The sequence below is a fragment of the Caballeronia sp. GAWG1-5s-s genome (assembly GCF_023631445.1).
Taxonomy (GTDB): Bacteria; Pseudomonadota; Gammaproteobacteria; order Burkholderiales; family Burkholderiaceae; genus Caballeronia.
The window spans coordinates 202976-224066 of the sequence record NZ_JALQDC010000033.1; the positions used below are offsets into that span (position 1 = coordinate 202976).

The following is a 21091-nucleotide window of genomic DNA, read 5'->3' on the forward strand; positions in this document are numbered from 1 at the left end:
CGGTTCGCGACTCAGGCGCGATTGGCACGGCGCAACGTGAAAGCGCCGAACCGCGCGCGCGGCGGCACGACGAGCGGTGGATGAAACAGCCGCGCGCCGAGGCGGCTTGCAAGCCAGGACAGCACGTTGCTCAGCACCAGATACGCAACGAGCACGACCGCGAAAGTCTGAACGTACAGCAGCGTGCGCGAGTTGATGACCGTCGCTGTTCCGGTCAGCTCGGGCAGCGCGATAGCGGACAAGAGCGACGTGCCGAGCAGCAACTGGATCAGGTAGTTGACGATCGCCGGATAGACGGCGCGGGCGGCCTGAGGCAAGACGATCTCCGACATGATCTGCCCGCGCTCGAGGCCGAGGATTGCCGCAGCTTCCAGTTGTCCGCGCGGCACCGACTGAATGCCTGCGCGAAACACTTCCGACAGGTAAGCGCCGACATTCAGCCCGAGCGCGATGACGCCTGCCCAGTAGGCATCGAGCGCGATGCCCGCCGACGGCAGGCCGAAGAACACGATGAAGATCTGAAGAAGCACCGGCGTGTTGCGGATAATCTCGACGTACGCACGCGCGAGGAAGCGAACGACGCCGAGCGGGGACATGCTGGCCAGCGCGGCCACGAGGCCCAGAAAAATCGCCAGCACGAACGAGAGAAGCGTGACCTGCAGCGTTAGCCAGCCGGCTTTCAGGAACTCTGGAACATAGCCCCACAGGGTCAACCACTCATAGCTCATGTCCTTCTCCGTATCGGATCCATCGGTCCGTCGTCGGCCGGCGATCCCATCGTGCGCTGCTCAGAATTGCGGATTGAGCGGGAAGCGCGGATCCACGCCGAACCACTTCTTGTAAAGCTGCGCGTTGACCTTCGACGCATTGATGTTGAAGAGGAACAGGTTCAGGTAGTTGAGCCACGCCTGATCGCCGGCTTTCACGCCGAACGCGTTGTACTCCAGCGGCACCAGTGCTTCGTTGGTCACGGTCAGTTCGGGGTCCAGCTTCGCCTGATAGGCGAGGAAGTTGTTGTCCTCGATCATCGCGTCGGCTTGCCCTTGCTTGACGGCGAGAATAGCGGCCTGCGAACTGTCGTATTCCTGAATCTTGACCTGCATGTTCAGCGAGCGGACTTCATCGCCATTCGTCGACCCTTTGACGGTCGCGATCGTGCGGTTAGTCATGTCCTTCACCGACTGAATGCCGCTGCTCTTCTTGACCAGCAGCGCCTCGCTCGCGACGACGTACGGCGACGTGAATTCGATGACCTTCGCGCGTTCGAGATTGCGCGTGAAGTTGCAGAAGACGACATCGACCTTGCTCGTCTGCAGGTTCGGAATGCGGTTGGCGCTGGTCGTATTCACGACTTCGAGCTTGACGCCCATCTGCCGGGCCAGCTCCTTCGCGAGATCGACGTCATAGCCGTCCGGCTGACCGTCCTTGTCGTAGAAGCCGAACGGCGCGAACGTCAGACAGTCGCCGACGCGCAAGGTCCCGCGCTGCAGGACTGCCTGCAGTGTCGAGGAACTCGATGCCGCAGGGCTTTCGGCTGGGGTGGAGACCTTCGTGCATGCCGTCAAGGCAATCGCGCCGATGACGAAGAGAGCGGCCGCTTTGCCGCGAAGAGCAACGAATTTCATTTGCAGGTCTTGATTCCAGGGTGGACGAGGGACCGGTTCCAGAACTGCATCCGAAAGGCACCGGAGTGTGTTGTGTCCGATATATCGGACAGGCATCTGACTCTTTGGAATGGAGTTCAGTGTTGACCGAGAGTATTTCGGCGGCAAGCGGCCTAATTACGGATTGTCTTGGGCTTTTTGATGAGATAAAGGCTCGGGGCAGGCAGCCCTGATGTGGAGGCTCGATCGTTGCGATGCGTTGAGCGCGGCGTATGCGAGGGCAGTGCGATCCTGTGGCATCGTTGCGACCTGCTTTCTATTCGATACTCCGCGACAGAGATGAGCGTATCGAAATCCGACATCGAAGATTGCTTGCTGCGACTGCTTCGACAGCGCGCCGCGACTTCCTCTATCTGCCCGTCAGATGTTGCGCGCGCTCTCGCTGCCGATGAAGACGCATGGCGCGCGCTAATGCCCGTGGTCAGACGGGTGGCCTCGGCACTGGCGCATGAAGGGCGCATCATCGTCACGCAAGGAAGCGAAACGTTGCATCCGGACGCGATCAATCACGGACCTATTCGCTTGCGACGCGGGCCGACGTTCGGGCAAACAGAGTGACGCGCGGCGTCGTGGGCAGTCCCGCCAAGCCGGCGTCCGATTTCAATGCAGAACGGCTTGCGCGATCCCCGCAAGCGCGCAGCCGATCACCACGACGAGTGGCGGAACTTTCCAGCGCACCAACAGGAAGAAGCCGATGACAGCGATCGCAAAGTCGGATGCGGTGCGCACGGCGCTGATCCAGACCGGCGAGTAGAGCGCTGTCGCGAGCAATCCGACAACGGCCGCATTGACACCCGACAACATCGCAGCCATCGACGGCCGCGCACGCAGCGCTTGCCAGTACGGCAACGCTGCAAGCACGAGCAAGAGACCGGGAAGGAAGATGCCAACGATGGCGAGCAGCGCTCCCCACGCGTGATGGCCTGTCCCGGTCATGGTCCACCCCAGAAAGGCAGCGAAAGTGAATAGCGGACCTGGAACCGCCTGTGCGGCGCCGTATCCAGCCAGAAAGTCGTTCGACGATACCCAGCCCGTCGCCACCGTCTCCTGCTGAAGAAGCGGAAGGACGACGTGACCACCGCCGAAGACGAGCGCGCCCGAACGGTAGAACGCATCGAACATCTTGATTGAGTGTGTCGGATCGGTCGCCATCAAGACCGGAAGTCCGAAAAGGAGAACGCAGAACAGAACGAGCGCGATGGCGCCCGCCGCGCGAGGCACGCGAAACGCCTGAGCGTGTTCATGCGTTGCAGCGAGGCTTCCCGCCGTGGGCGTGTGGCACAGCGCGATGCCGAGCAGTGCGCCCGTCACGATGACGATAAGCTGCGCGTACACCGTGGTCAGGGCGGCGAGAATCGCGATCGTAGCCAGCGCGATCCACGCCCGGCGATGATCGGGACACAGGCGCCGCGCCATATCCCATACGGCTTGCGCCACGACGGCGACTGCGACGAGCTTGAGCCCGTGAATCAGGCCGCTGCCCACCGGCCCGTCGAGCGATGGCGCGAGAATCGCGAAACCAATCATCAGCGCGACAGAGGGCAGCGTGAATCCGCACCACGCTGCGATCCCGCCGAGCCAGCCCGCGCGCAGCAGGCCGATGGAGAAGCCCGCCTGGCTGCTGGCCGGTCCGGGGAGAAATTGGCAGAGACCGATGAGATCGGTGAAGGTGTCGTCGTTGAGCCAGCGGCGTCGCTCGACGAACTCGCGGCGGAAATAGCCGATGTGCGCGACGGGTCCGCCGAACGACGTCAGCCCGAGCTTCAGGAAGACCATGAGCACCTCGAGTGCCGAGCCTGCCCGGTGCCGGCTGGACGTCAGAACGTTTGCTTCCATCGAGGCCTTTCGATCATGATTGCAACGAGCGCGATTCGGCGCTAAAGATCGGCCGCGTCATTTAAGCAGTGGGGATTGCCGTGTCGCCGATGGCTGCAATCGAAAGCCATGTGCGCTGGCCATCCTCGGGAAACAGCTCGATCTGCGAAATGGCATGCAGGTTATCGCGTTCTCGCGAACAGAAAGCGCTTTTAAGGTCCTGTCCTGTTCGATCGAGCGACCACGCACGCGTGAGCGCCTTAACCGATAGCGCAAACGAATGATATCCCCAGCCAACGCCATGCGCCGAAAAGACGACGGTAGATCCTGGCGAAAGACAGAGCAACGGCGCTTCGCTTCCGCGAAGACGCGCGGTTCGACCAGTTCAATCGCCGGGGATGGCGCGGGCACACAGTGTTTCGTTACGATGCCCGGCGCACGCCACGGGCGTCCGTAGATGAGAGCGCTCCTTTATTCGATGGATGATGGTCCACCCTTATTGGGCCACCTCTTAAGCAAGAGATAAGATTTCGCTGCCTATACTGCATTGAGCAAGTTCGGTTTTAGTGAGCACTGAATTAATAGACATTAGCGATCCTAAACTGACTTTGAAGCACACCGTACTCGCTTTTAACTTCTGTTCTTTGCAGTGTGACTCATAACCTGACAGGCACTAGAACGCTCGTTTGAAACTAGGTCTCACGGCACCGTTACATTCACCTGGGTGTATCCGGAATGAGTGAAGCTCTCTTTGACGGGTTCGATGTCGAAAGGCTGATTCATGGCTTCCGCCCGCCTGAACTGCCGCAGTGTGAGCCCGACGAAGCCACGATAGAAGCGGCGGGCCGCAAGGTCAGGCAGTGGACGAGTAGCGTGACCGGTCCACTGACGCCGGGCACCGACGCGCATCGTAGCGAGATGTGTCGGATGTTCCGTGAGACCTTCAGTCCGTATCGTCCGTCTATTATGGATTGGCCGAAGCTCGAACCGGACGTGTTGCAGAGAATCGTGTCTCTGCCGATCTGGGACATCGCCGTGCAGACGGAGGGCAAGGCCAGGATGCGCATGGCCGCGTACGCAGCGACCCTCAGTGAGCCCGACGTTCGCGACGCGCTGGCGCTCAACGCCTGGGAGGAGAACCGGCACAAGGAAGTCTTGTCGCGAATGGTGGCGACATACGGCATTCCGCTCGCGAGCGAAGCACCGTATGTCTATCCAAAGGATACCGAATGGGCTTACCTGGTCACGGGTTACAGCGAATGTATCGATAGTTTCTTCGCTTTCGGCCTCTTCGAACTCGCCCGCCGCTCGGGGCTTTTTCCGCCTGAACTCGTTGATACCTTCGAGCCGGTCATGCATGAGGAGTGCCGTCATATCCTGCTCTTTGCGAACTGGATTGCGTGGCACCGTTCCAGGCTCTCGTGGTGGCGGCGTGTCCGCTTCGAGCTAAAGGTGGCTGCGGTATGGGCGTTTCTCGTTTGGGAGCGGATGAGCCTCGCGCGAACGCTCGACGCCGACGGCAACGAACAGAAGCAGGACAACAACTTCACTCTCAACGGCGCGCAGTCGCTGTCGTCGGCACAGGTCGGTGTCGCCGATCTGATGAAGCTATGTCTGACGGAAAACGAACGGCGGTTTTCCGGCTATGACCGCCGTTTGCTGCGCCCCGAAACGGTACCGAAGCTGGTTGCTTTCGCACTGCGCTTCATGCGCAGTAAGACGGAATGAGGTCATCGCTTCAAGGAAGTTTGAATGAGCGAAGCCGTGAGCCGTCGTCATTTGCAAAACCGGGGCCATTCTGCGTCGCGATACCGATGTTAAGCAGCAGGGCAATCACGCCAGCGCAAAAGTCTTTCGCTTACCGCTTTGGCGGGACGCTGCGAGGGAGCGGCGTACGGTTGCGTACCGCGATGCCTCGATCAGCGGGGGGCGCGAAACCGACGCTTCCTGTGTCAGGTTTCCCGAGAAGACCTCCCTAAGCCACTCACGCCATGATGTTGACGCCGCCATCGACATACAAGGTCTCACCCGACAGGCGGCGCGCATAAGGCGTCGCGAGAAACGCGCAGGTGAAGCCCACGTCCATGATATCGACGAGTTCGCCGAGCGGCGCGCGCTGGGCCGCCTCGGTCAAAAGCACGTCGAAGTCCTTCAGACCGGAGGCGGCTCTCGTCTTGAGCGGGCCCGGCGAGATGGCGTGCACCCGAATGCCCTTCGGCCCCAGTTCATAGGCGAGATAGCGGGCGCAGGCTTCTAGCGCCGCCTTGACCGGCCCCATGACGTTGTAGGTCGGAACCACCTTGTTCGCGCCGTGATAGCTCATGGTGAGCATCGTGCCGCCGTTCTTCATCAAGGGTGCGGCAAGACGCGCCATCCGTACGAACGAGTGGCAGGATATGTCCATCGCACGGGCGAATCCTTCGCTGGAACTGTCGAGCAATGGGCCCTGTAAGTCCTCCTTGGGCGCCCATGCAATGGAGTGGACCAGGATATCGAGTCCGCCCCATTCCTTCTCGATCCGTTCGAACACGTCGTCGAGTTCGGTTTGACGAGATGCATCGAGCGGCATGAAAAGCGATGCGTCGAGGTCTTTCGCAAGCGGCTCGACGTAGGGTCTTGCCTTGTCGTTGGCATAAGTGATCGCAAGCGTCGCGCCGAGTTCGTGAAAGGCTTTTGCGCATCCGTATGCAATCGAATGTTCATTCGCGATGCCGGTGACGAGCGCCTTGGCGTCGCGTAGGATGGGCTGCGGCGAGGTCGGTGTCATGAGAGAGATCCTTCATGCAGGCAGAGATGCGGCGCCACTGGTCGACGCCGTTGGCTTGATCGCCGCGAGCGTATGCTGGCCGATCATGAGTTCTTCGTTCGTCGGTATGACCCAGACAGTCGCCTTGCTCGACGCCGCGCTGATGCAAGGTCCGCCCGACGCGTTCGCGGCAGGGTCGAGCTCGATTCCAAGCCACGCTGCATCGCGCACGACGCGCTCGCGAATGATGCTGGCGTTCTCCCCCACGCCGGCCGTGAAAACCAGCGCGTCGATGCCCTGCATCGCGGCCACCAGGGAACCGAGTTCGCGCGCGATCCGGTAGATGTACATGTCGATGGCAAAGCGCGCGCGCGGCGCGTCGCTCGCGAGCAGCGCGCGCATGTCGCTCGACATGCCCGACACGCCGAGCAGGCCGGACTGCCGGTAGATCAGATCTTCGATCTGCTGCGTGGTCATCTTCAGCTCGGACATCAGGTAGAGGATGACGCCAGGGTCGAGGTTGCCGCAGCGCGTGCCCATCAGCAGGCCGTCGACAGCGGTGAAACCCATTGTGCTCGCGATGCTCTTGCCGCCAGCCATCGCGCACATGCTCGCGCCGTTGCCCAGATGCGCGACGACCGTGCGGCCGCTCGGGGCGGCCGGTGCCAGGCGCGGCAGCACGCTCGCAATGTACTCGTACGAAAGGCCGTGAAAGCCGTAACGGCGCACGCCCTTTTCGGTGATCGAGGCGGGCAGTGCGTAAGCCTGCGCCACTTCAGACGCCGAGCGGTGAAACGCCGTATCGAAGCAGGCAACTTGCGGCAACTCCGGGCGCGTTCGCGCGATGATGCGGATCGGATTCAGGTTATGCGGCTGATGCAACGGTGCCAGCGGCACTAGCTTTTCGAGTTCATCCAGCACCGCTGGCGTCACCTGAACCGGCCCCGCGTACGTCTGGCCGCCATGCACCACACGATGACCGACAGCGATAAGACGATGCCCTTCGCCGTGGCTGCGCAGAAACGCGCCAATATGCTCGATCGCGCCCTCGTGGTCGAGGCCAGCGTGCGCGCTCATGTCTTCAGCCGTCGTATTGCCGGCGTTGTCGACCGCGCTGAAACGGGGCGCCGTGCCCAGTCCGTCGACCTGTCCGCGCAACACGAGATGCATGGTCGTGCCGTCCACGCCGAAAGCGCGGAACTTGATGCTGGACGACCCTGCGTTCAGTACCAGAATGACGTCGGCCATGACGCTACCTCAACACGTTGTGGGTCTCGCGCTTCGCCTCTGCCACGAGCGTGGCGACCGCGCATGAGGCGAGGCGCGTCAGCAAGGCGTCGGCGCGGCTCGTCAGAATGATCGGCACGCGCGCGCCGAGCACGATGCCGGCCGCGTCTGCGCCCGCCAGAAACGACAGGCTCTTCGCGAGCATGTTGCCCGCTTCGAGATCGGGGACCATCAGCACGTTGGCGCGTCCCGCTACCTGCGAATCGATGTGCTTGATCCGCGCGGCTTCGAGATTGATTGCGTTGTCGAGCGCGAGCGGACCGTCCACCAACGCGCCCGTCACCTGGTGCCTGTCCACCATCTTGCATAGCGCGGCGGCTTCTATCGTGGACGGCACCTTCGGATTCACGGTTTCCATCGCGGACAGGATGGCGACGCGCACTTGCTCGAAATGCAGCGCGTGACCGAGATCGATAGCGTTCTGCAGAATGTCCATCTTCACGTCGAGCGACGGCGCGATGTTGATTGCAGCGTCGGTCACGATCAGCGCATGCTCGGTCTGCGGCACATCCATGACGAAGCAGTGGCTGATGCGCCGCTCCGTGCGCAGTCCCGATTCGCGGTTGACGACCGCACTCATTAGTTCGTCGGTATGCAGGCTGCCTTTCATCAGCGCTTCGGCCTTGCCCTCGCGCACGAGCTGAACGGCGGCCGAAGCCGCGGCATGACTGTGCGGGGCATCGACGAGCGGGTATTCGGCAATGGAGATGCCGGCTTGCGCCGCCGCTGCTTCAATACGCTCCTTCGGTCCGACCAGTACCGGTGCAATCAGCCCCATGCGCGCCGCTTCGACGGCGCCTTGAACGGAAGTCGAATCGCAGGGATGGACGACCGCCGTTTGCAATGGGGGCAGGCTCTTGCAGAACTCGATCAACCGTTGATACTTCGCGTGCTTGTTTTCCATCGTGCCTCCATCGAAAAGATGACTGCATGCGATAGCCCGGACGAGTCATGGTCGCGCGAGTGCAGCGGTGGCTCGGCCGCGCGTGGGCTTTGCCGCGAGAACATTGCGGATGCGATCCAGCATGGCCCGCTGCGCGTCGGTCGGGCTGGTGCTCTGGACCCGTTCGTCGGTCATCAGCGCGTCGAGTAGCGTGACGAAGCGCGCGCGATCGTTCTTGTCGGCGATGAGCAGCGGCAACGTTGCGAGCGCCTGTTCGGGTTCGAAGCTGACGATGAGTTCCTGCTCGCCGCGGATGCGCCTCCATTGATCAGGAGGCACTTCGGGAAGGTAGTCCGCATACGCCTGCGCCAGTTCCTGGCGCGTGATGAGCCGCGAGAGCGGCAGCGGTTCGCCCTTGCGTGCAAGAAGCGCCGCCGCGCGTGCAATGGCTTCCGTGTAACCGCCTTCGCTGATCGCCGCGAGCGCGTCCTTCACGAAAGGCAACTCGCGCGGCTCTGCGCCGGTCTTGACTGGACTTTCCGCCGGAGCTTTGTGATCGGCGAGATACGCCGAGAAGAGATTCGCATAGATCGTGAAGAATGCCGCTTCCATGCCGGCGTCGCGCATTGCCCGGTAATAGTCGAGCGATGCGCTGATCAATTGCGAGCCGGTCGTCTCCATTGCGCACCACGGATTGTCCCGTTTTGCGGGCTGGCGATTGGCTTTTACTGCGTTCGCCGCCGATGGCAGCCACGCGAGCCACGGATTCAGGTCCGAAAACGCCCAACGCTGGAAGCGCAGTGGATGGAAGGCGCGCAGCATGCGCGCGCTCGTATCGTTCGACATCGACTGCACGAACGGACGCGCGAATAGTTCATAGGCACGCTGATTGAACTCGGAAATCTCGGCCACGGCCTCGAAGGGCTTCTCGTCCTCGCGCTCGAAGCGGTTGAAGCGAGCCGCCACTTCTTCCAGCCGATACTCGCGAAACTCGACCTCGTAATCGGGTTGGCCGTCCGTACCTTCGCGTTCGGTAATCGACATTCCGTACAGGCCCGGCGCAAAAGACTCAATGGCTTCGAGCACGGAAACGATCTGCGCATGTTCCTTCTTCGCCACTTTGCCAGAGACAAAGATGCCGAGATGGCCGATATGCTCGTGCATCAGACCGACGATGACTTGGCCGCGTGCCTTGATCTCCTCGGTGCTGCCGTACAGGTCCGCCACCCAGTTGAAGGCCTGTTGCGGCGGCGTGATGTTATCGCCCAGCGACGCGAACAGAATGATCGGCGAGCGGATGTCGCGCAGATCGAATGCCTTGCCGCTGGCGGCTTTGACATCGCCCGACCAGAGCTTGTTGCCGACGAAGAGGTTGCGGGTGATCCACTCGATCTCCTCGCTGTTCATCAGATAGTAGTCGCCCCACCAACGTTCGAAGTCGAGAAAGCGCGGCGGTTCCGTGTCGATGTTGTGATACAGGTGGTAGTACTTGTCCCACAGCGTATTGGCCGGGTTCAGGTTCTCGAAGTTCTGCACCAGATGTGCGCCGTCGAACTTGCCGGCGCCGAGATCCGCGGCGAACGACGCGAGCCACGAGCCGCCGAGCAATCCGCCGGCGTAGCGCATCGGGTTGTCGCCTTCGCCTTCGCTCCAGGCGCCGCTCCAGTAAGACATCGGCGCGCCGTTGATCACGATAGGGCCGGTATCGCCGGGATCGGAGGCTGCGAGCATCATTGCGGCCCAGCCGCCCTGACAGTTGCCGATCAGCGCGGGCTTGTCACTGTCCGGATGCAACTCGCGAACTCGCTTCACGAACTGTTGCTCGGCCACGCAGACGTCGAGCAGTGTCTGCCCCGGTTCAGGATCGGGAAAGAAAACGACGAAATACACGGGGTGTCCCGCTCGCAGCGCGACACCGGCTTGTGAATCGTCCTTGAAGCCGCCGATGCCCGGGCCGTGTCCCGCGCGCGGGTCGATGATGAGGTACGGGCGCTTGCGTGGGTCCACGGTCACGCCTTCGGGCGGTGTGATCTTCAGAAGCGCGTAATTAACGGGTCTTTCGAACTGACGGCCGTCGAGGACGAACTCGTAGTCGAAGTGCAGCACCGGCTTCGGCTCTTGCCGGCTTCGTTCGTAGAATGCGGTGCCGCGCTCGCGCAGCGTATCCCAGAACATGACCGAACGCTGAATCAGGTCGAGCCCGTAGGACCAGGTGTCCCACGGAGTCGGCGCACGCGCGTTCGCGCCGGGCGCGGTGCCGGCGCCGCCGAACGCGGCGTGTAATCGCTCAGTGAAATTCTTCTGCGCGTTTTCGGTCCGTGCGTTCAGTATGCGCGCAACCTTCGCGTTGATCTCCCGACTGCGTGACAATTGGTTTGCTGCGTCCATGACGTAGACCTCTCGATCGAAGAGCGGGAACAGCGGCGTGCGACCCGGCACGTGCGCTAAGTCGCGGCTTGAATACAGAAGCTAGCAGCGGACGATGACGATTAGACTAAAGCTGCTTACGGCAACCGCCAACCGACGAGTGCAGTGACTTTGTGCTGAATCAAGATCATGCGCATTAAAGGCGGCACAAGCCGCGCGTAGCAATGCCTTGACTCATCCGGCGTGGCGAAGCTGCAATCGGGTTATTGCAACAGGCCTCCTGCGAGTCATGCAAGTGTGTTTTCTCCTGACGCCCCGGTATTTTCTTCTGAAGGTGCTGAACAGAAACGCCCTTCGATACGTAGTTAGCCTAACGTCCATATCGTAGTGAGCCACTACTTAAGTCGATGCTGAGCGCTTCGCACATCGGTCTTCACGTGCCTGAAAGACAAGCGCTTGACGTAGATTAACTTCGGAAAAACGACGTCGCCTTACGATCGAACCGACGGTCGAGAATCGCGTGTGATGGTCGACTTGAGCACTAGCAGTGAACTCGCCACTGCGGCGGAACACGACGAAGGAGGCACCTGGACAATGAATCGCTATTCAGGCTTGGTACCGGAAAAGACACAACAAGCGCCGCCGACGGCAGAGGAAATCCTGCGCGATACGCAAAACTTTTCCCTGGTACTTGGCGGGCCGCTCTTCCAGCTTTTTCGCAAGGCTCACATAGCCGATGATGCCTTGGATCTCGTTCGTCAGCGGATCCTCGTCATCTCGCTTGTCGCATGGCTGCCGCTGCTGGGGCTTTCCGCGCTGGAAGGGCATCTGTGGGGCCATTCGGTGGCGATTCCGTTCTTGCTGGATATGGAAGTCCATATTCGCTTTCTCGTGGCCGTGCCGTTGTTGATCCTCGCCGAGCTCGTCGTTCATCGGCGCCTGCGCCCGATCGCGCGTGCATTTCTCGACCGGCACATCATTCCGGAGGCGTCCGTCACGCGCTTTGACGATGCAATCCGGTCCGCATTCCGGCTGCGCAATTCGGTGCCCGCGGAGCTGCTACTGATCGCCCTGGTGTACGGCGTCGGAATCTTCATTGTCTGGCGCCAATACACCGCCCTGCAAACGACGACCACATGGTACGCCGTCCCGGGCGCTAGTGGATTGTCGCTCTCGCTGGCAGGAATCTGGTACGGCTATGTGAGCGTGCCTATCTTTCAGTTCCTGCTCATCCGATGGTATTTCCGGTTGTTCGTGTGGACGCGTTTTCTGTGGCAGGTATCGCGCATCGAACTCGACCTCGTTCCCGCACATCCTGATCGCGTAGGCGGCCTGGGGTTTCTTGCCAACACCGTCTATGCGTTCATGGCGCTGCTGGTTGCGCATGGTGCGATGCTGGCCGCGCAGTTCGCGAATCGCATTTTCTTCGCCGGTGCAGCACTGACGGAGTTCAAGGCAGAAACCGGCGCGATGGTCCTCTTTCTGCTTGGCCTGGTCTTCGCCCCTTTGTTGGCTTTCGCGCCACAGCTGGCCAAGGCAAAGCGAACGGGTTTGAGTGAGTTTGGCTCGCTGGCGGAACGTTACACGCGGGAATTCGACGCCAAGTGGCTGAAGAGCGGTTCACGTTCAGACGAGCCGCTAGTGGGAAGTGCAGACATTCAGTCGCTGGCGGATCTCGCCAATAGCTTCGACGTCGTTCGGACGATGCGCATTGCTCCAATCACACGCGATGCCATTGTACGGCTCGGCGCTGCGGTGCTTGTTCCGATTGTTCCGCTCGCATTGACAATGATGTCTCTTGAAGATTTGCTCAAGCGACTCTTCGGATTGGTTTTTTAGGCTGCGAGCATGCATGCGGGGGCAGTGTCGTGTGCGAGCCAGGACGCGGGCGATTTCGTGCAGTGCATGCGGCATGGGTTCATTTGATTTGCGTCTGCTTCATGTCTCGAGCAACAGCGCGAAGTTGCTGCTCGAAGCGCAGCAGCAGACGAACATCGTTCGTCGCTGCACGCCTCATGTTTGAAGATAGGTTGCATGGAAGGAAAATCCATGTGCCGTGACTCATGACTCGCCGACTGCGAAGCGTTGACACCGACGCTCATTCCGCGATGCCCCGCGTCGCAGGACGAGCGGCCAGTACGCTCGCGCTGCGCTGCGTCGAGGCGAACGCTAGCAAGGCATAGCCAGCATCATTTGCGGCCTCGCACCGGCGAAATAGTCCCGAATAACCCGTTCGCCTCTTCGTTCGGACCTGCCGAAAAGTAAAGGGTGTCCGAGTTCGAGTTGCGCCCGCCGCCCAGTGAAAGCGCCCACAAACCGTCGATGGTCAGCGGATTGCCATATACATCCTCCAGCTGATCGACGAAGGCACCGTCGTTGTTGAACACATTGATCCGTCCATTGCCGAAGTTGCCGATCAATATCTTGCCGCTGAAAGGACCGAAGTCGAACGAGGCGCGGGTGACGCCCCAGGGAGAATTCAGCGTGCCGCGGCTGGCGAAGCGACGTAACAGATGGCCATCGGTATCGAACACATCGACGAAGCCGCGGCCGTCGCCGGCGACGTCGTCATGCTTCTGGTCATCTTGCTGGGCATAGGTGACGAAAAGATCGCCGTCGATATTGCTGATGCCGAAAGGCGCATAGCCCGCCGGCATTTGTGGATCGACGAAGCCGCCGTCTGTCGACGCGCTCATATAGCGGCCGTTGACTCCGCCGCTGGGCCCGAAGACATCGATGCGGCCGGACCGGAAATTCGTGGCGAAAAGAAAGAGTCCCCTTTTGTTGACGCCGAACGCGAGGCCCTTGTAGACGGCGTGATTCGCGACGGACGGTACGGCTGAATTGTCCACCGCAAGCACGGCGTTGTTCGCAGGACTGAGGCCGCCGGCCCAGGCAGCGAGTGTGCCGTCTTCGGTCGAGAAGATGAAAGCCGCGGGGATAGTCGTTCCAGGGACAAGAAACGCCGCCGAGGCGTTCCACACCATTCCTGTCGGTGCAGCCGGCGCGGGAGTCGGTGAATTCTTTTGGACGACCGGGCGGCATGCGCTAGACGGTATGACGCCTCCGGGAAGAGGAATGACAACTTGCAAAGGGACTTTCGTACCTTCGCCGTCATACAGCGTGGAGCAGCCCGTAGCGTTGTCACTGATCCAGAAAGGACTGCCTGCAGGGCTGAACGCGATGCCCCAGGCGTTGCGCAGGACGCCGTCCACTTTCGGTGCCGCGCCTGCTACGTTCGAGACGAGCGGCCTCACGACATATGCGTCACCGTGGTCTGCATGAACGGTCGTAAAACCGCTGGCGACGGCGATCGCCACTGCTGCTTTCAGACATCCAGAGAAATGAGACATGACACCCTCCTTGGCTCGACTGACGAGACATGCTCCTCGAATAGAGCTGAAGCAAGGTAAACGGGGTGACGTTTCCAATATTCCAGAGCATGCGAAGGCTTTAGCGAATTCCTGTCGTCCGTTCGGGCGGTTGGGATGGAAAGCCGCGAACGCTTCGTGTGAGTTATTAGAACCGCTACATATATACGAATATCCGGACACGCCGGAGCCATAGAAAAGATAGGCGCGCGCGGAATGAATTCGGTGTCCGGCACGTTCATATACAAGCTGCACGTGCCGCAGGATGCGACGAGGGGCTAGCCATGAAAGTCAGGCAGTATCAGTGGAATCGTTTGATGATGACCGTCGCGATGGTTCTCCCGTTCAATGCCGTGGCGAACGAGACGATCCATGTCGCATTGGGCGACGACTCCATCCGGCTCGACACGGATAGAGCGAGAGCAGGACGCGTCTCGTTCGAAGTAACGAATGTGGCGAGAAGCGGAACCGTTCACGAATTCGTCGTCTTGTCGACGAACATCGACGAAAGCCGGTTGCCCGTCAGGAATGGTCAAGTGGTGGAAGGGCAGCTGAAAAAAATGGGCGAAGTAGAAAACGTTCACAACGCATCGAGCAAGCGTCTGTCATTGAACTTACGGCCAGGGCGATACGTGCTGATTTGCAATATGCCCGGCCATTACGCGATGGGAATGCATAAGACCCTGACGGTCTTGCCTTCATCGGGACACGACGCGCAGGCTCATGAAGCGTCGAATGAGGTGAAGTAGTCCATTAAGTTTGGAGATTCGGGACTGAGTCGACGTGCAAGGCTGCTCCGTTCACGACCCTTGTTGGCCCGACGCTTCCGCGAAGGCGAGGCGGTGCGGGTTCGAGGGTCGATGCGGCCAACATTCACGTCGGCGAGCCAGGCGTGAGCAGCGCTTGCTGCTCGCATAGGCATTGAGACAAGAGCGAATCGTCGTCCATGAAGTAAGTCATGGGACCATCGCCGTGTGCCAGCGCATAGCAGCCGGCGCACAGCACGATCAGAAACAAGATGCCGATGATTACGCGTGTCATCGCAGTCCTCCCAGGGCGGTTCAATTGCGCGATTGCGCGATCCGACTGTCAAGCGCGTCAGCGCATGAGCAGAAGATAGGACCAACGCGCGCATTGAAACAGTCGCTATTCGCGGGGTGGGCTATTCCCCGCAATAGGAGGGACGGGACTTGTGGAGCGACCTTGCGCACTGGCGAGAGCGCTCGACGGCGAGATCAGCGACGGTAGTTAACGATAGAGGTAACTAGCGGCTGTCTCGTCGGAACATGAACGGGGGCGCGGACTGCCCGAGGCCGGCGCAGTCCGCATGTGCTTTTGCGTCGCCGCATACGGCCACGATGCGGCCCCCGCCGTTCATTGCATGCGCATTCTGCGTCATGTCGCCGTACGGCGACAGTTCTGCGAACCATCGTCGCACGGCGCCGCGAGGCTGGCGCGCGGCGCGTCTTCGGCAGACTGGCCATACAGTTCCGCCACCTTGCCGCTCGCGATGCCTTGCCCGAGCTTCTGCAAATCGAGCGACGTGTCCTTCGCGAGCAGCACGTAGGCGAGGCGGTTGGTGCGCCATGTCACAGTCTTCATCTCGCCGACCTGCTGCGTACGAACGGGCTCATCGCTCTTCGCTTCTTCGATCACGCAAAGCGCGACGGGATCGCCGCGTTCAGGCAGATAGACCATTTGAATGAGCGGCCGGTCGTGATAATTGAGCCGCTGCACGCGCTTGAACTTGAGTCCCGCCTGCCGCAAGTCAGGCACGTTCACCGGCATGCCATCGCGCTGATGAATGTCCGCGAGAACCTGCTCCGTGCTCACCTTGTCTTCGCGAATGTTCGCAACGGTATCGCGTCCGTATAGCACCTGATAATCCGCGACGCTGCGAACCCACGGATCAACGCCGGGCTTCAGCGGATTCATCCCGCCGAGATAACCCGTCAGCACGCCGGAGCAGATGGCGCCCGCGACGAATGCAGCGGCTGCCCACTGCATCGGAAAGCGTCCGCTCGCGCGAGCCGGACGGCGCTTTTGCGCGGTGGTCACGCTGACGAGCTCGTCGATGCGGCGCGTTAGACTCTCGGGCACCGGCGGCACCGGACGACGTTCGTATGCGGCGCGATACGGAAGCACGGACGCCTGAAGCGCGGCCACACGGCCCGCGAGATCGTCCGAATGCGCGATGGCCGCTTCGACTTCCGCGCGTTGCTCCGGCGCGAGTTCCCCGTCGACATAGGCCATCAGCAGTGTGTCGTCGACATTCATCATATGGATTCCCCTTTTTGTCCTTTCTGTGCCGCAGCCGGCGCCTGCACGCCGAATTGCTGACCAATCGTCAGCCGAGCGCGGGAAAGCCGGCTCATGACCGTGCCGATGGGCACGTCCAGCACGTCGGCGGCCTCGCGATAACTCAGGCCTTCGATCGCCACCAGCACCATGACGACGCGCTGCGCTTCGGGCAACGCTTCCACCGCGTTGAATACCTGGCGGTGCATCAAATCGACTTCCGGATTGTGCCCGCCCGGATCGGCCAACGACTCGATTTCCTCGTCCTGCCAGTCCATGCTGCCGCGGCTGCGTATCGACCGGGAGCGCAACTCGTTCATCCACGTCGAATGGACGATCGAGAAGAGCCAGCTCAGCGTCGACGTGCCCGGCTGCAACTGATTGCGCCGCTCCAGCGCCCGCACGCAGGCTCGCTGGACGAGATCCTCGGCGTCGTGCTGGTTCTGCGTGAGCCTGAGCGCGAAGCGCCACAGGCGCGGCAGCAGTGTCGGCAGGACGGCGGGCAGGTCGTCGTCGTTCATCGGGGCAGCTCCTGGTGTCGGCGCGCTCATGATTGATAACACCCGAGCGGCCCGCTTATTCCAGGGCTTTTTCGATTTTTTGTGCGGAATAAGCCGGCGAGTCCGGCTGTTTTCGGGTCACTGCTCGCGCAACGAAGCGCACTCGAAAGAACGAATAGGAGACAGATCATGGCGACCCTCCTCGACCAAGCCCGGCAATCAGGCAGAACGGTCATGCGAAACACGTGTTTCGCATGCACACGCTTTCTTAGCATAGTCGGTCCCGAACCGATGCGCGAACGCTTCACGCAAGCCGCCGGCAAGCAAGATTCGACCTGATTCGATGCTTTCCCGATGTGGCAGAAAGCACGCCGCGTACTTAGGAAACCGAACGAATCCGCACCGCATCGACCTCTTTCGCGCTCGAACGACGCGATTTCACCGTGCCGTAACACGCACATTCATTACCTGGAGACTGACATGGCTGTAGACATTTTCATCAAGCTCGGCGACATCAAGGGCGAATCACAGGACTCGGTTCACAAGGAAGAGATCGAAGTCCTGAGCTGGTCGTGGGGCTGCGCGCAGACGGGCACCACGCACAGCGGAACGGGCGGCGGGACGGGGACGGCATCGGTGCAGGACCTTTCGTTCAGCAAGTATCTCGACAAGAGTTCGCCGACCATCGCGCAAGCCTGCTGTCAAGGCGCGCACATGCCCGAGGTCGTGCTCACCATGCGCAAGGCGGGCGGAAAAGAGCCTGTGGAATATATGAAGATCACGCTGAACGAAGTGATCATCAGCACCTATTCGGTCGGCATGAGTGGTGGAGACCAGGCTTCGGAAAACGTCTCGCTGAACTTCGCCAAGTACAAGGTCGAATATCAGCCGCAGGACAACAACGGCGCTAAGAAGGGCGGGGTCGTGACCGGCAAGTGGAACGTCCCCGAGAACAAGTCGGAGTGACCGACGAGCACGCCGCCGTAACCTTCAACGCATCGGGACATCGACATGAATCACGCCGATATCGCTGGCTGGCTCACCGACATCACGCCGCACGCACCCTGCGGCGACGACGAGGAATACAGCGCCGACTTCCGTGCGCTCGAAGAGGCGGTGGCGGGCAAGCCCGATGCGCAATACGGCGGCGTCGTGATCGCGGCGACGCCGCCCGACTGGGCGCTCGCGCTCTCGCTTGCGAGGACGCTCTTTGCGCGCACGCGTGACTTGCGAGTGGCCGTGCATTACACGCAGGCGAGCACCGCACGCGAGGGCTTCGAAGGACTGGCGCGCGGCCTCGCGTTGATCGAAGGCTTGCTCGATACGCAGTGGGGCAGCGTCCATCCGCAACTAGACGATGCCGATGGCGACCCGACCGCGCGAGTCAATGCGCTCTCGGCACTTCTCGATGCCGCAGGGCTCGCCGGCGCGCTGCGCGATGTGCCGTTCGTCGCGCCGCGCGGTCATCGCGCGTTTGCGTTACGCGACCTCGAAGTGATGGCGGGCGAGTTGCCGCTCGCGGAGGGCAGCGAGATGCCGAGCATGGCGACCATCGACGCCGCTTTCGCGCTCGCGGGCGCCGAGGCTGCGCGGGCCACATGCGATGCGCTGGCGTCGGCGCGGGCTTCGCTCGTGCGGATCGAGTCGCTGCTGACCGAGCGCGTCGGGCCGGCGCGGGCGCTGGACTTCGGCGCATTGGCACGGCCGCTTGCCCGCATCGACGAGTTCGTCGCGGCCCGCGTTGCGGCGCTCGATCCACAGGTGATGCGACGGGGCGGTGCGATGGAGACCGACAGCAGTGAAGAGGGCAGCCATTCCGGATCGGCAGCGCATGAGCCGGCCATGCCCGGAATCGCCATGGCCCCGCGCATTGCCAACGCAAGCGACGTGGTCGACACGCTCGATGCCATCTGCGCGTATTACGCAGAACACGAGCCGTCGAGCCCGCTGCCGGTCCTGCTGCAGCGCGCGCGAAGGCTGGTCGGCAAGAGCTTCATCGAGATCATCGAGGACGTCGCGCCGGATGGCGCGCATCAGTTCAGGCATCTGGGCGGCGTCGAATGAGTAACCCAGTAATCTAGTTAGATATCCGAAGGAAACCCATCATGGCTAAGGAAAGCAGTCAGAAATTCATCGCGCGCAATCGGGCGCCGCGTGTGCAGATCGAATACGACGTCGAAGTCTACGGCTCGGAAAAGAAGGTGAACCTGCCCTTCGTGATGGGGGTGCTCGCGGATCTCTCGGGTCAGCCGGCCGAGGCGCTGCCGAGCGTCGCGGAACGCAAGTTCCTCGAAATCGACGTGGACAACTTCGATGAACGCCTGCGCTCGGTCAAGCCGCGCGTGGCGGTTCAGGTGCCCAACACGCTGACGGGCGAAGGCAACGTGGCCGTGGACCTGACGTTCGAGTCGATGGACGACTTCACGCCCGCCGCGATCGCGCGCAAGGTCGAGCCGCTGCGGCAGTTGCTGGAGGCGCGCACGCAGTTGGCGAACCTTCTCACGTACATGGACGGCAAGACCGGCGCCGAAGCGCTCATCGCTCGTCTGCTGGAAGAACCCGGACTCATGCGCGCATTGTCCGCCGAGCCGCGCCCGAGCACGTCTGAAACCGAAGCGCCCAACCACGGAGCATGACGCGATGAACGATCTCAGCATCCACCCGCAGGCCGCCACGGACGTCGCATACGGACAGGCCGCGCCCGAAGTGAGCGACTTCTCCGCGCTCCTGCAAAAGGAATTCAAGCCGAAGTCGGAGCGGGCCCGCGAAGCCGTTGAAAACGCGGTGCGCACGCTCGCCGAACAGGCACTGCGCGACACGCAAGTGATTTCCGGCGATGTCCTCGCGACCATCGAGGCGCTCATCGCGCAGATCGATCAGGCGCTCACGGCGCAGATCAATTTGATCCTGCATAGCGAGCCCTTCCAGAAAGTGGAGAGCGCGTGGCGCGGCCTGCACTACCTCGTGAACAGCACGGAAACGGACGAGTCGCTCAAGATTCGCGTGCTGAACATCTCGAAGCCCGAGTTGCACAAGACGCTCAAGAAGTATCGCGGTGTCGCGTGGGATCAGAGCCCGCTCTTCAAGAAGCTCTACGAGGAAGAGTACGGCCAGTTCGGCGGCGAGCCGTATGGCGCGCTGGTCGCGGATTACTACTTCGACCATAGCGGCCCGGACGTGGACCTGCTCACGCAAATGGCGAAGATCGCCGCGGCGGCACACGCGCCGTTTATCGCGGGGGCGGACCCGGCTGCGCTGCTGATGGAATCGTGGCAGGAACTCGCCAATCCGCGTGACCTGACCAAGATTTTCCAGACGCCGGAACATGCTGCATGGCGCTCGCTGCGCGACTCCGAAGACTCGCGGTATATCGGTCTTGCCATGCCGCGCTTTCTCGCGCGCGCGCCGTATGGCGCAAAGACGGACCCGGTAGAAGCATTCGACTTCGAAGAAGACACCGCCGGCGCGAACAGCAGCCATTACGTGTGGGCGAACGCATCGTATGCGATGGCGGCCAACATCACGCGCTCGTTCAAGACCTACGGCTGGTGCTCGCGCATTCGCGGCGTGGAATCGGGCGGCGCGGTGGAAGGGCTGCCCGTGCATGCCTTTCCGACGGACGATGGCGGCGTCGACATGAAGTGCCCGACCGAGATCGCGATCAGCGACCGGCGCGAGGCGGAACTCGCGAAAAGCGGCTTCATGCCGCTCGTGCACAAGAAGAACTCGGACTTCGCCGCGTTCATCGGCGCGCAGTCGCTGCACAAGCCCGCCGAGTACGAGGACGCGGACGCCACCGCGAACGCCAACCTCGCCGCGCGCCTGCCGTATCTCTTCGCGTGTTCGCGTTTTGCGCATTACCTGAAGTGCATCGTGCGCGACAAGCTCGGTTCGTTCAAAGAACGCGACGACATGGAGCGCTGGCTGCAGAACTGGATTCTGCAATACGTCGATGGCGACCCTGCGCATTCGTCCGACGACACGAAGGCGCGCAAGCCGCTCGCGGATGCGCAGGTCGTTGTCGAGGAAGTGGAGGGCAATCCGGGGTACTACACGTCGAAGTTCTTCCTGCGTCCGCATTATCAGCTGGAAGGCCTGACGGTGTCGCTGCGGCTCGTCTCCAAGCTGCCGACCGCGAAGACCGCGTAAAGCACGCACCC

At 61.6% G+C, this 21091-nt stretch carries 19 protein-coding genes; 8 read left to right on the forward strand and 11 right to left on the reverse strand.

Annotation, left to right across the window (positions count from 1 at the left end; translation table 11 throughout):
• Positions 1-11 precede the first annotated feature (11 nt).
• Together NCR34_RS25150 and NCR34_RS25155 are read right to left on the reverse strand one after the other, a co-directional pair.
• Complete coding sequence (locus NCR34_RS25150) at positions 12-728, reverse strand: amino acid ABC transporter permease (protein ID WP_248323869.1); 717 nt, start codon at positions 726-728, stop codon at positions 12-14.
• A 60-nt stretch (positions 729-788) separates the two neighbouring features.
• Complete coding sequence (locus tag NCR34_RS25155) at positions 789-1625, reverse strand: ABC transporter substrate-binding protein (RefSeq protein WP_248323870.1); 837 nt, start codon at positions 1623-1625, stop codon at positions 789-791.
• Positions 1626-1943: 318 nt separating this feature from the next.
• Here NCR34_RS25155 and NCR34_RS28255 point away from each other — a divergent pair, with 318 nt between their 5' ends.
• Complete coding sequence (locus NCR34_RS28255; RefSeq protein ID WP_350029453.1) at positions 1944-2222, forward strand: DUF3253 domain-containing protein; 279 nt, start codon at positions 1944-1946, stop codon at positions 2220-2222.
• A 42-nt stretch (positions 2223-2264) separates the two neighbouring features.
• Here the strand turns inward: NCR34_RS28255 and chrA are convergent, their stop codons facing one another.
• Positions 2265-3500 (reverse strand): chromate efflux transporter, encoded by a 1236-nt coding sequence (gene chrA / locus NCR34_RS25160; RefSeq protein WP_248323871.1) that lies wholly within the window; start codon positions 3498-3500, stop codon positions 2265-2267.
• Positions 3501-4214: 714 nt separating this feature from the next.
• Here chrA and NCR34_RS25165 point away from each other — a divergent pair.
• Positions 4215-5207 (forward strand): ferritin-like domain-containing protein, encoded by a 993-nt coding sequence (locus tag NCR34_RS25165; RefSeq protein ID WP_248323872.1) that lies wholly within the window; start codon positions 4215-4217, stop codon positions 5205-5207.
• A gap of 256 nt (positions 5208-5463) precedes the next feature.
• On the opposite strand, the gene fabI is transcribed toward NCR34_RS25165, so the two are convergent.
• The 4 genes from fabI to NCR34_RS25185 are packed head-to-tail and all read right to left on the reverse strand — an operon-like array spanning position 5464 to position 10783.
• On the reverse strand, positions 5464-6246 hold the full coding sequence (gene fabI / locus NCR34_RS25170) for an enoyl-ACP reductase FabI (protein WP_248323873.1): 783 nt from the start codon (positions 6244-6246) through the stop codon (positions 5464-5466).
• A gap of 12 nt (positions 6247-6258) precedes the next feature.
• The gene (locus NCR34_RS25175) at positions 6259-7473 is read right to left on the reverse strand and encodes an acetate/propionate family kinase (RefSeq protein ID WP_248323874.1); all 1215 of its coding nucleotides are present in this window, start codon (positions 7471-7473) and stop codon (positions 6259-6261) included.
• A gap of 4 nt (positions 7474-7477) precedes the next feature.
• Entirely contained in the window at positions 7478-8416 is a 939-nt protein-coding gene (locus NCR34_RS25180) for a phosphate acetyltransferase (protein ID WP_248323875.1), read from the reverse strand.
• A 45-nt stretch (positions 8417-8461) separates the two neighbouring features.
• The gene (locus NCR34_RS25185; RefSeq protein ID WP_248323876.1) at positions 8462-10783 is read right to left on the reverse strand and encodes a DUF3141 domain-containing protein; all 2322 of its coding nucleotides are present in this window, start codon (positions 10781-10783) and stop codon (positions 8462-8464) included.
• A gap of 573 nt (positions 10784-11356) precedes the next feature.
• On the opposite strand from NCR34_RS25185, the gene NCR34_RS25190 reads away from it, so the two are divergent.
• Positions 11357-12601 (forward strand): hypothetical protein, encoded by a 1245-nt coding sequence (locus NCR34_RS25190; RefSeq protein ID WP_248323877.1) that lies wholly within the window; start codon positions 11357-11359, stop codon positions 12599-12601.
• Positions 12602-12951: 350 nt separating this feature from the next.
• Here NCR34_RS25190 and NCR34_RS25195 read toward each other — a convergent pair whose 3' ends face one another.
• Positions 12952-14115 carry a TIGR03118 family protein gene (locus NCR34_RS25195; RefSeq protein ID WP_248323878.1) on the reverse strand — a complete coding sequence of 388 codons (1164 nt, stop codon included), beginning with the start codon at positions 14113-14115 and terminating at the stop codon, positions 12952-12954.
• 302 nt (positions 14116-14417) lie between these two features.
• Here NCR34_RS25195 and NCR34_RS25200 point away from each other — a divergent pair, with 302 nt between their 5' ends.
• Positions 14418-14882 carry a hypothetical protein gene (locus NCR34_RS25200; RefSeq protein WP_248323879.1) on the forward strand — a complete coding sequence of 155 codons (465 nt, stop codon included), beginning with the start codon at positions 14418-14420 and terminating at the stop codon, positions 14880-14882.
• 124 nt (positions 14883-15006) lie between these two features.
• Here NCR34_RS25200 and NCR34_RS25205 read toward each other — a convergent pair whose 3' ends face one another.
• The 3 genes from NCR34_RS25205 to NCR34_RS25215 form a co-directional block, all read right to left on the reverse strand.
• Positions 15007-15174, reverse strand: coding sequence for a hypothetical protein (locus NCR34_RS25205; RefSeq protein ID WP_250501228.1), 168 nt, complete (start codon positions 15172-15174; stop codon positions 15007-15009).
• 354 nt (positions 15175-15528) lie between these two features.
• Complete coding sequence (locus NCR34_RS25210) at positions 15529-16413, reverse strand: anti-sigma factor family protein (RefSeq protein WP_250501229.1); 885 nt, start codon at positions 16411-16413, stop codon at positions 15529-15531.
• Positions 16410-16952 (reverse strand): RNA polymerase sigma factor, encoded by a 543-nt coding sequence (locus tag NCR34_RS25215; protein ID WP_248324232.1) that lies wholly within the window; start codon positions 16950-16952, stop codon positions 16410-16412. Before NCR34_RS25215 ends, NCR34_RS25210 begins: the two co-directional genes overlap by 4 nt.
• Positions 16953-17411: 459 nt before the next feature.
• Here NCR34_RS25215 and NCR34_RS25220 point away from each other — a divergent pair, with 459 nt between their 5' ends.
• Genes NCR34_RS25220 through tssC form a run of 4 tightly spaced genes read left to right on the forward strand, consistent with a single transcriptional unit; the run spans position 17412 to position 21080 of the window.
• On the forward strand, positions 17412-17897 hold the full coding sequence (locus NCR34_RS25220; RefSeq protein ID WP_248323881.1) for an Hcp family type VI secretion system effector: 486 nt from the start codon (positions 17412-17414) through the stop codon (positions 17895-17897).
• Between the two features lie 45 nt (positions 17898-17942).
• Positions 17943-18995 carry a type VI secretion system protein TssA gene (gene tssA / locus NCR34_RS25225; protein WP_248323882.1) on the forward strand — a complete coding sequence of 351 codons (1053 nt, stop codon included), beginning with the start codon at positions 17943-17945 and terminating at the stop codon, positions 18993-18995.
• A 41-nt stretch (positions 18996-19036) separates the two neighbouring features.
• Entirely contained in the window at positions 19037-19567 is a 531-nt protein-coding gene (gene tssB, locus NCR34_RS25230) for a type VI secretion system contractile sheath small subunit (protein ID WP_248323883.1), read from the forward strand.
• A 4-nt stretch (positions 19568-19571) separates the two neighbouring features.
• Positions 19572-21080: a type VI secretion system contractile sheath large subunit gene (gene tssC / locus NCR34_RS25235; RefSeq protein WP_248323884.1), complete on the forward strand. Its 1509-nt coding sequence runs from the start codon at positions 19572-19574 to the stop codon at positions 21078-21080.
• Positions 21081-21091: the final 11 nt, after the last annotated feature.

Bases quoted from the DNA above. Each gene is read 5' to 3' on its own strand.
- NCR34_RS25165 (WP_248323872.1), top strand. From the start codon at position 4,215: ATGAGTGAAGCTCTCTTTGACGGGTTCGATGTCGAAAGGCTGATTCAT.
- tssB (WP_248323883.1), top strand. From the start codon at position 19,037: ATGGCTAAGGAAAGCAGTCAGAAATTCATCGCGCGCAATCGGGCGCCG.
- NCR34_RS25185 (WP_248323876.1), bottom strand. From the start codon at position 10,783: ATGGACGCAGCAAACCAATTGTCACGCAGTCGGGAGATCAACGCGAAG.
- NCR34_RS28255 (WP_350029453.1), top strand. From the start codon at position 1,944: ATGAGCGTATCGAAATCCGACATCGAAGATTGCTTGCTGCGACTGCTT.
- fabI (WP_248323873.1), bottom strand. From the start codon at position 6,246: ATGACACCGACCTCGCCGCAGCCCATCCTACGCGACGCCAAGGCGCTC.
- NCR34_RS25205 (WP_250501228.1), bottom strand. From the start codon at position 15,174: ATGACACGCGTAATCATCGGCATCTTGTTTCTGATCGTGCTGTGCGCC.
- NCR34_RS25180 (WP_248323875.1), bottom strand. From the start codon at position 8,416: ATGGAAAACAAGCACGCGAAGTATCAACGGTTGATCGAGTTCTGCAAG.
- NCR34_RS25190 (WP_248323877.1), top strand. From the start codon at position 11,357: ATGAATCGCTATTCAGGCTTGGTACCGGAAAAGACACAACAAGCGCCG.
- NCR34_RS25210 (WP_250501229.1), bottom strand. From the start codon at position 16,413: ATGATGAATGTCGACGACACACTGCTGATGGCCTATGTCGACGGGGAA.
- NCR34_RS25220 (WP_248323881.1), top strand. From the start codon at position 17,412: ATGGCTGTAGACATTTTCATCAAGCTCGGCGACATCAAGGGCGAATCA.
- tssA (WP_248323882.1), top strand. From the start codon at position 17,943: ATGAATCACGCCGATATCGCTGGCTGGCTCACCGACATCACGCCGCAC.
- NCR34_RS25200 (WP_248323879.1), top strand. From the start codon at position 14,418: ATGAAAGTCAGGCAGTATCAGTGGAATCGTTTGATGATGACCGTCGCG.
- NCR34_RS25195 (WP_248323878.1), bottom strand. From the start codon at position 14,115: ATGTCTCATTTCTCTGGATGTCTGAAAGCAGCAGTGGCGATCGCCGTC.
- chrA (WP_248323871.1), bottom strand. From the start codon at position 3,500: ATGGAAGCAAACGTTCTGACGTCCAGCCGGCACCGGGCAGGCTCGGCA.
- NCR34_RS25215 (WP_248324232.1), bottom strand. From the start codon at position 16,952: ATGAACGACGACGACCTGCCCGCCGTCCTGCCGACACTGCTGCCGCGC.
- NCR34_RS25155 (WP_248323870.1), bottom strand. From the start codon at position 1,625: ATGAAATTCGTTGCTCTTCGCGGCAAAGCGGCCGCTCTCTTCGTCATC.
- NCR34_RS25175 (WP_248323874.1), bottom strand. From the start codon at position 7,473: ATGGCCGACGTCATTCTGGTACTGAACGCAGGGTCGTCCAGCATCAAG.
- tssC (WP_248323884.1), top strand. From the start codon at position 19,572: ATGAACGATCTCAGCATCCACCCGCAGGCCGCCACGGACGTCGCATAC.
- NCR34_RS25150 (WP_248323869.1), bottom strand. From the start codon at position 728: ATGAGCTATGAGTGGTTGACCCTGTGGGGCTATGTTCCAGAGTTCCTG.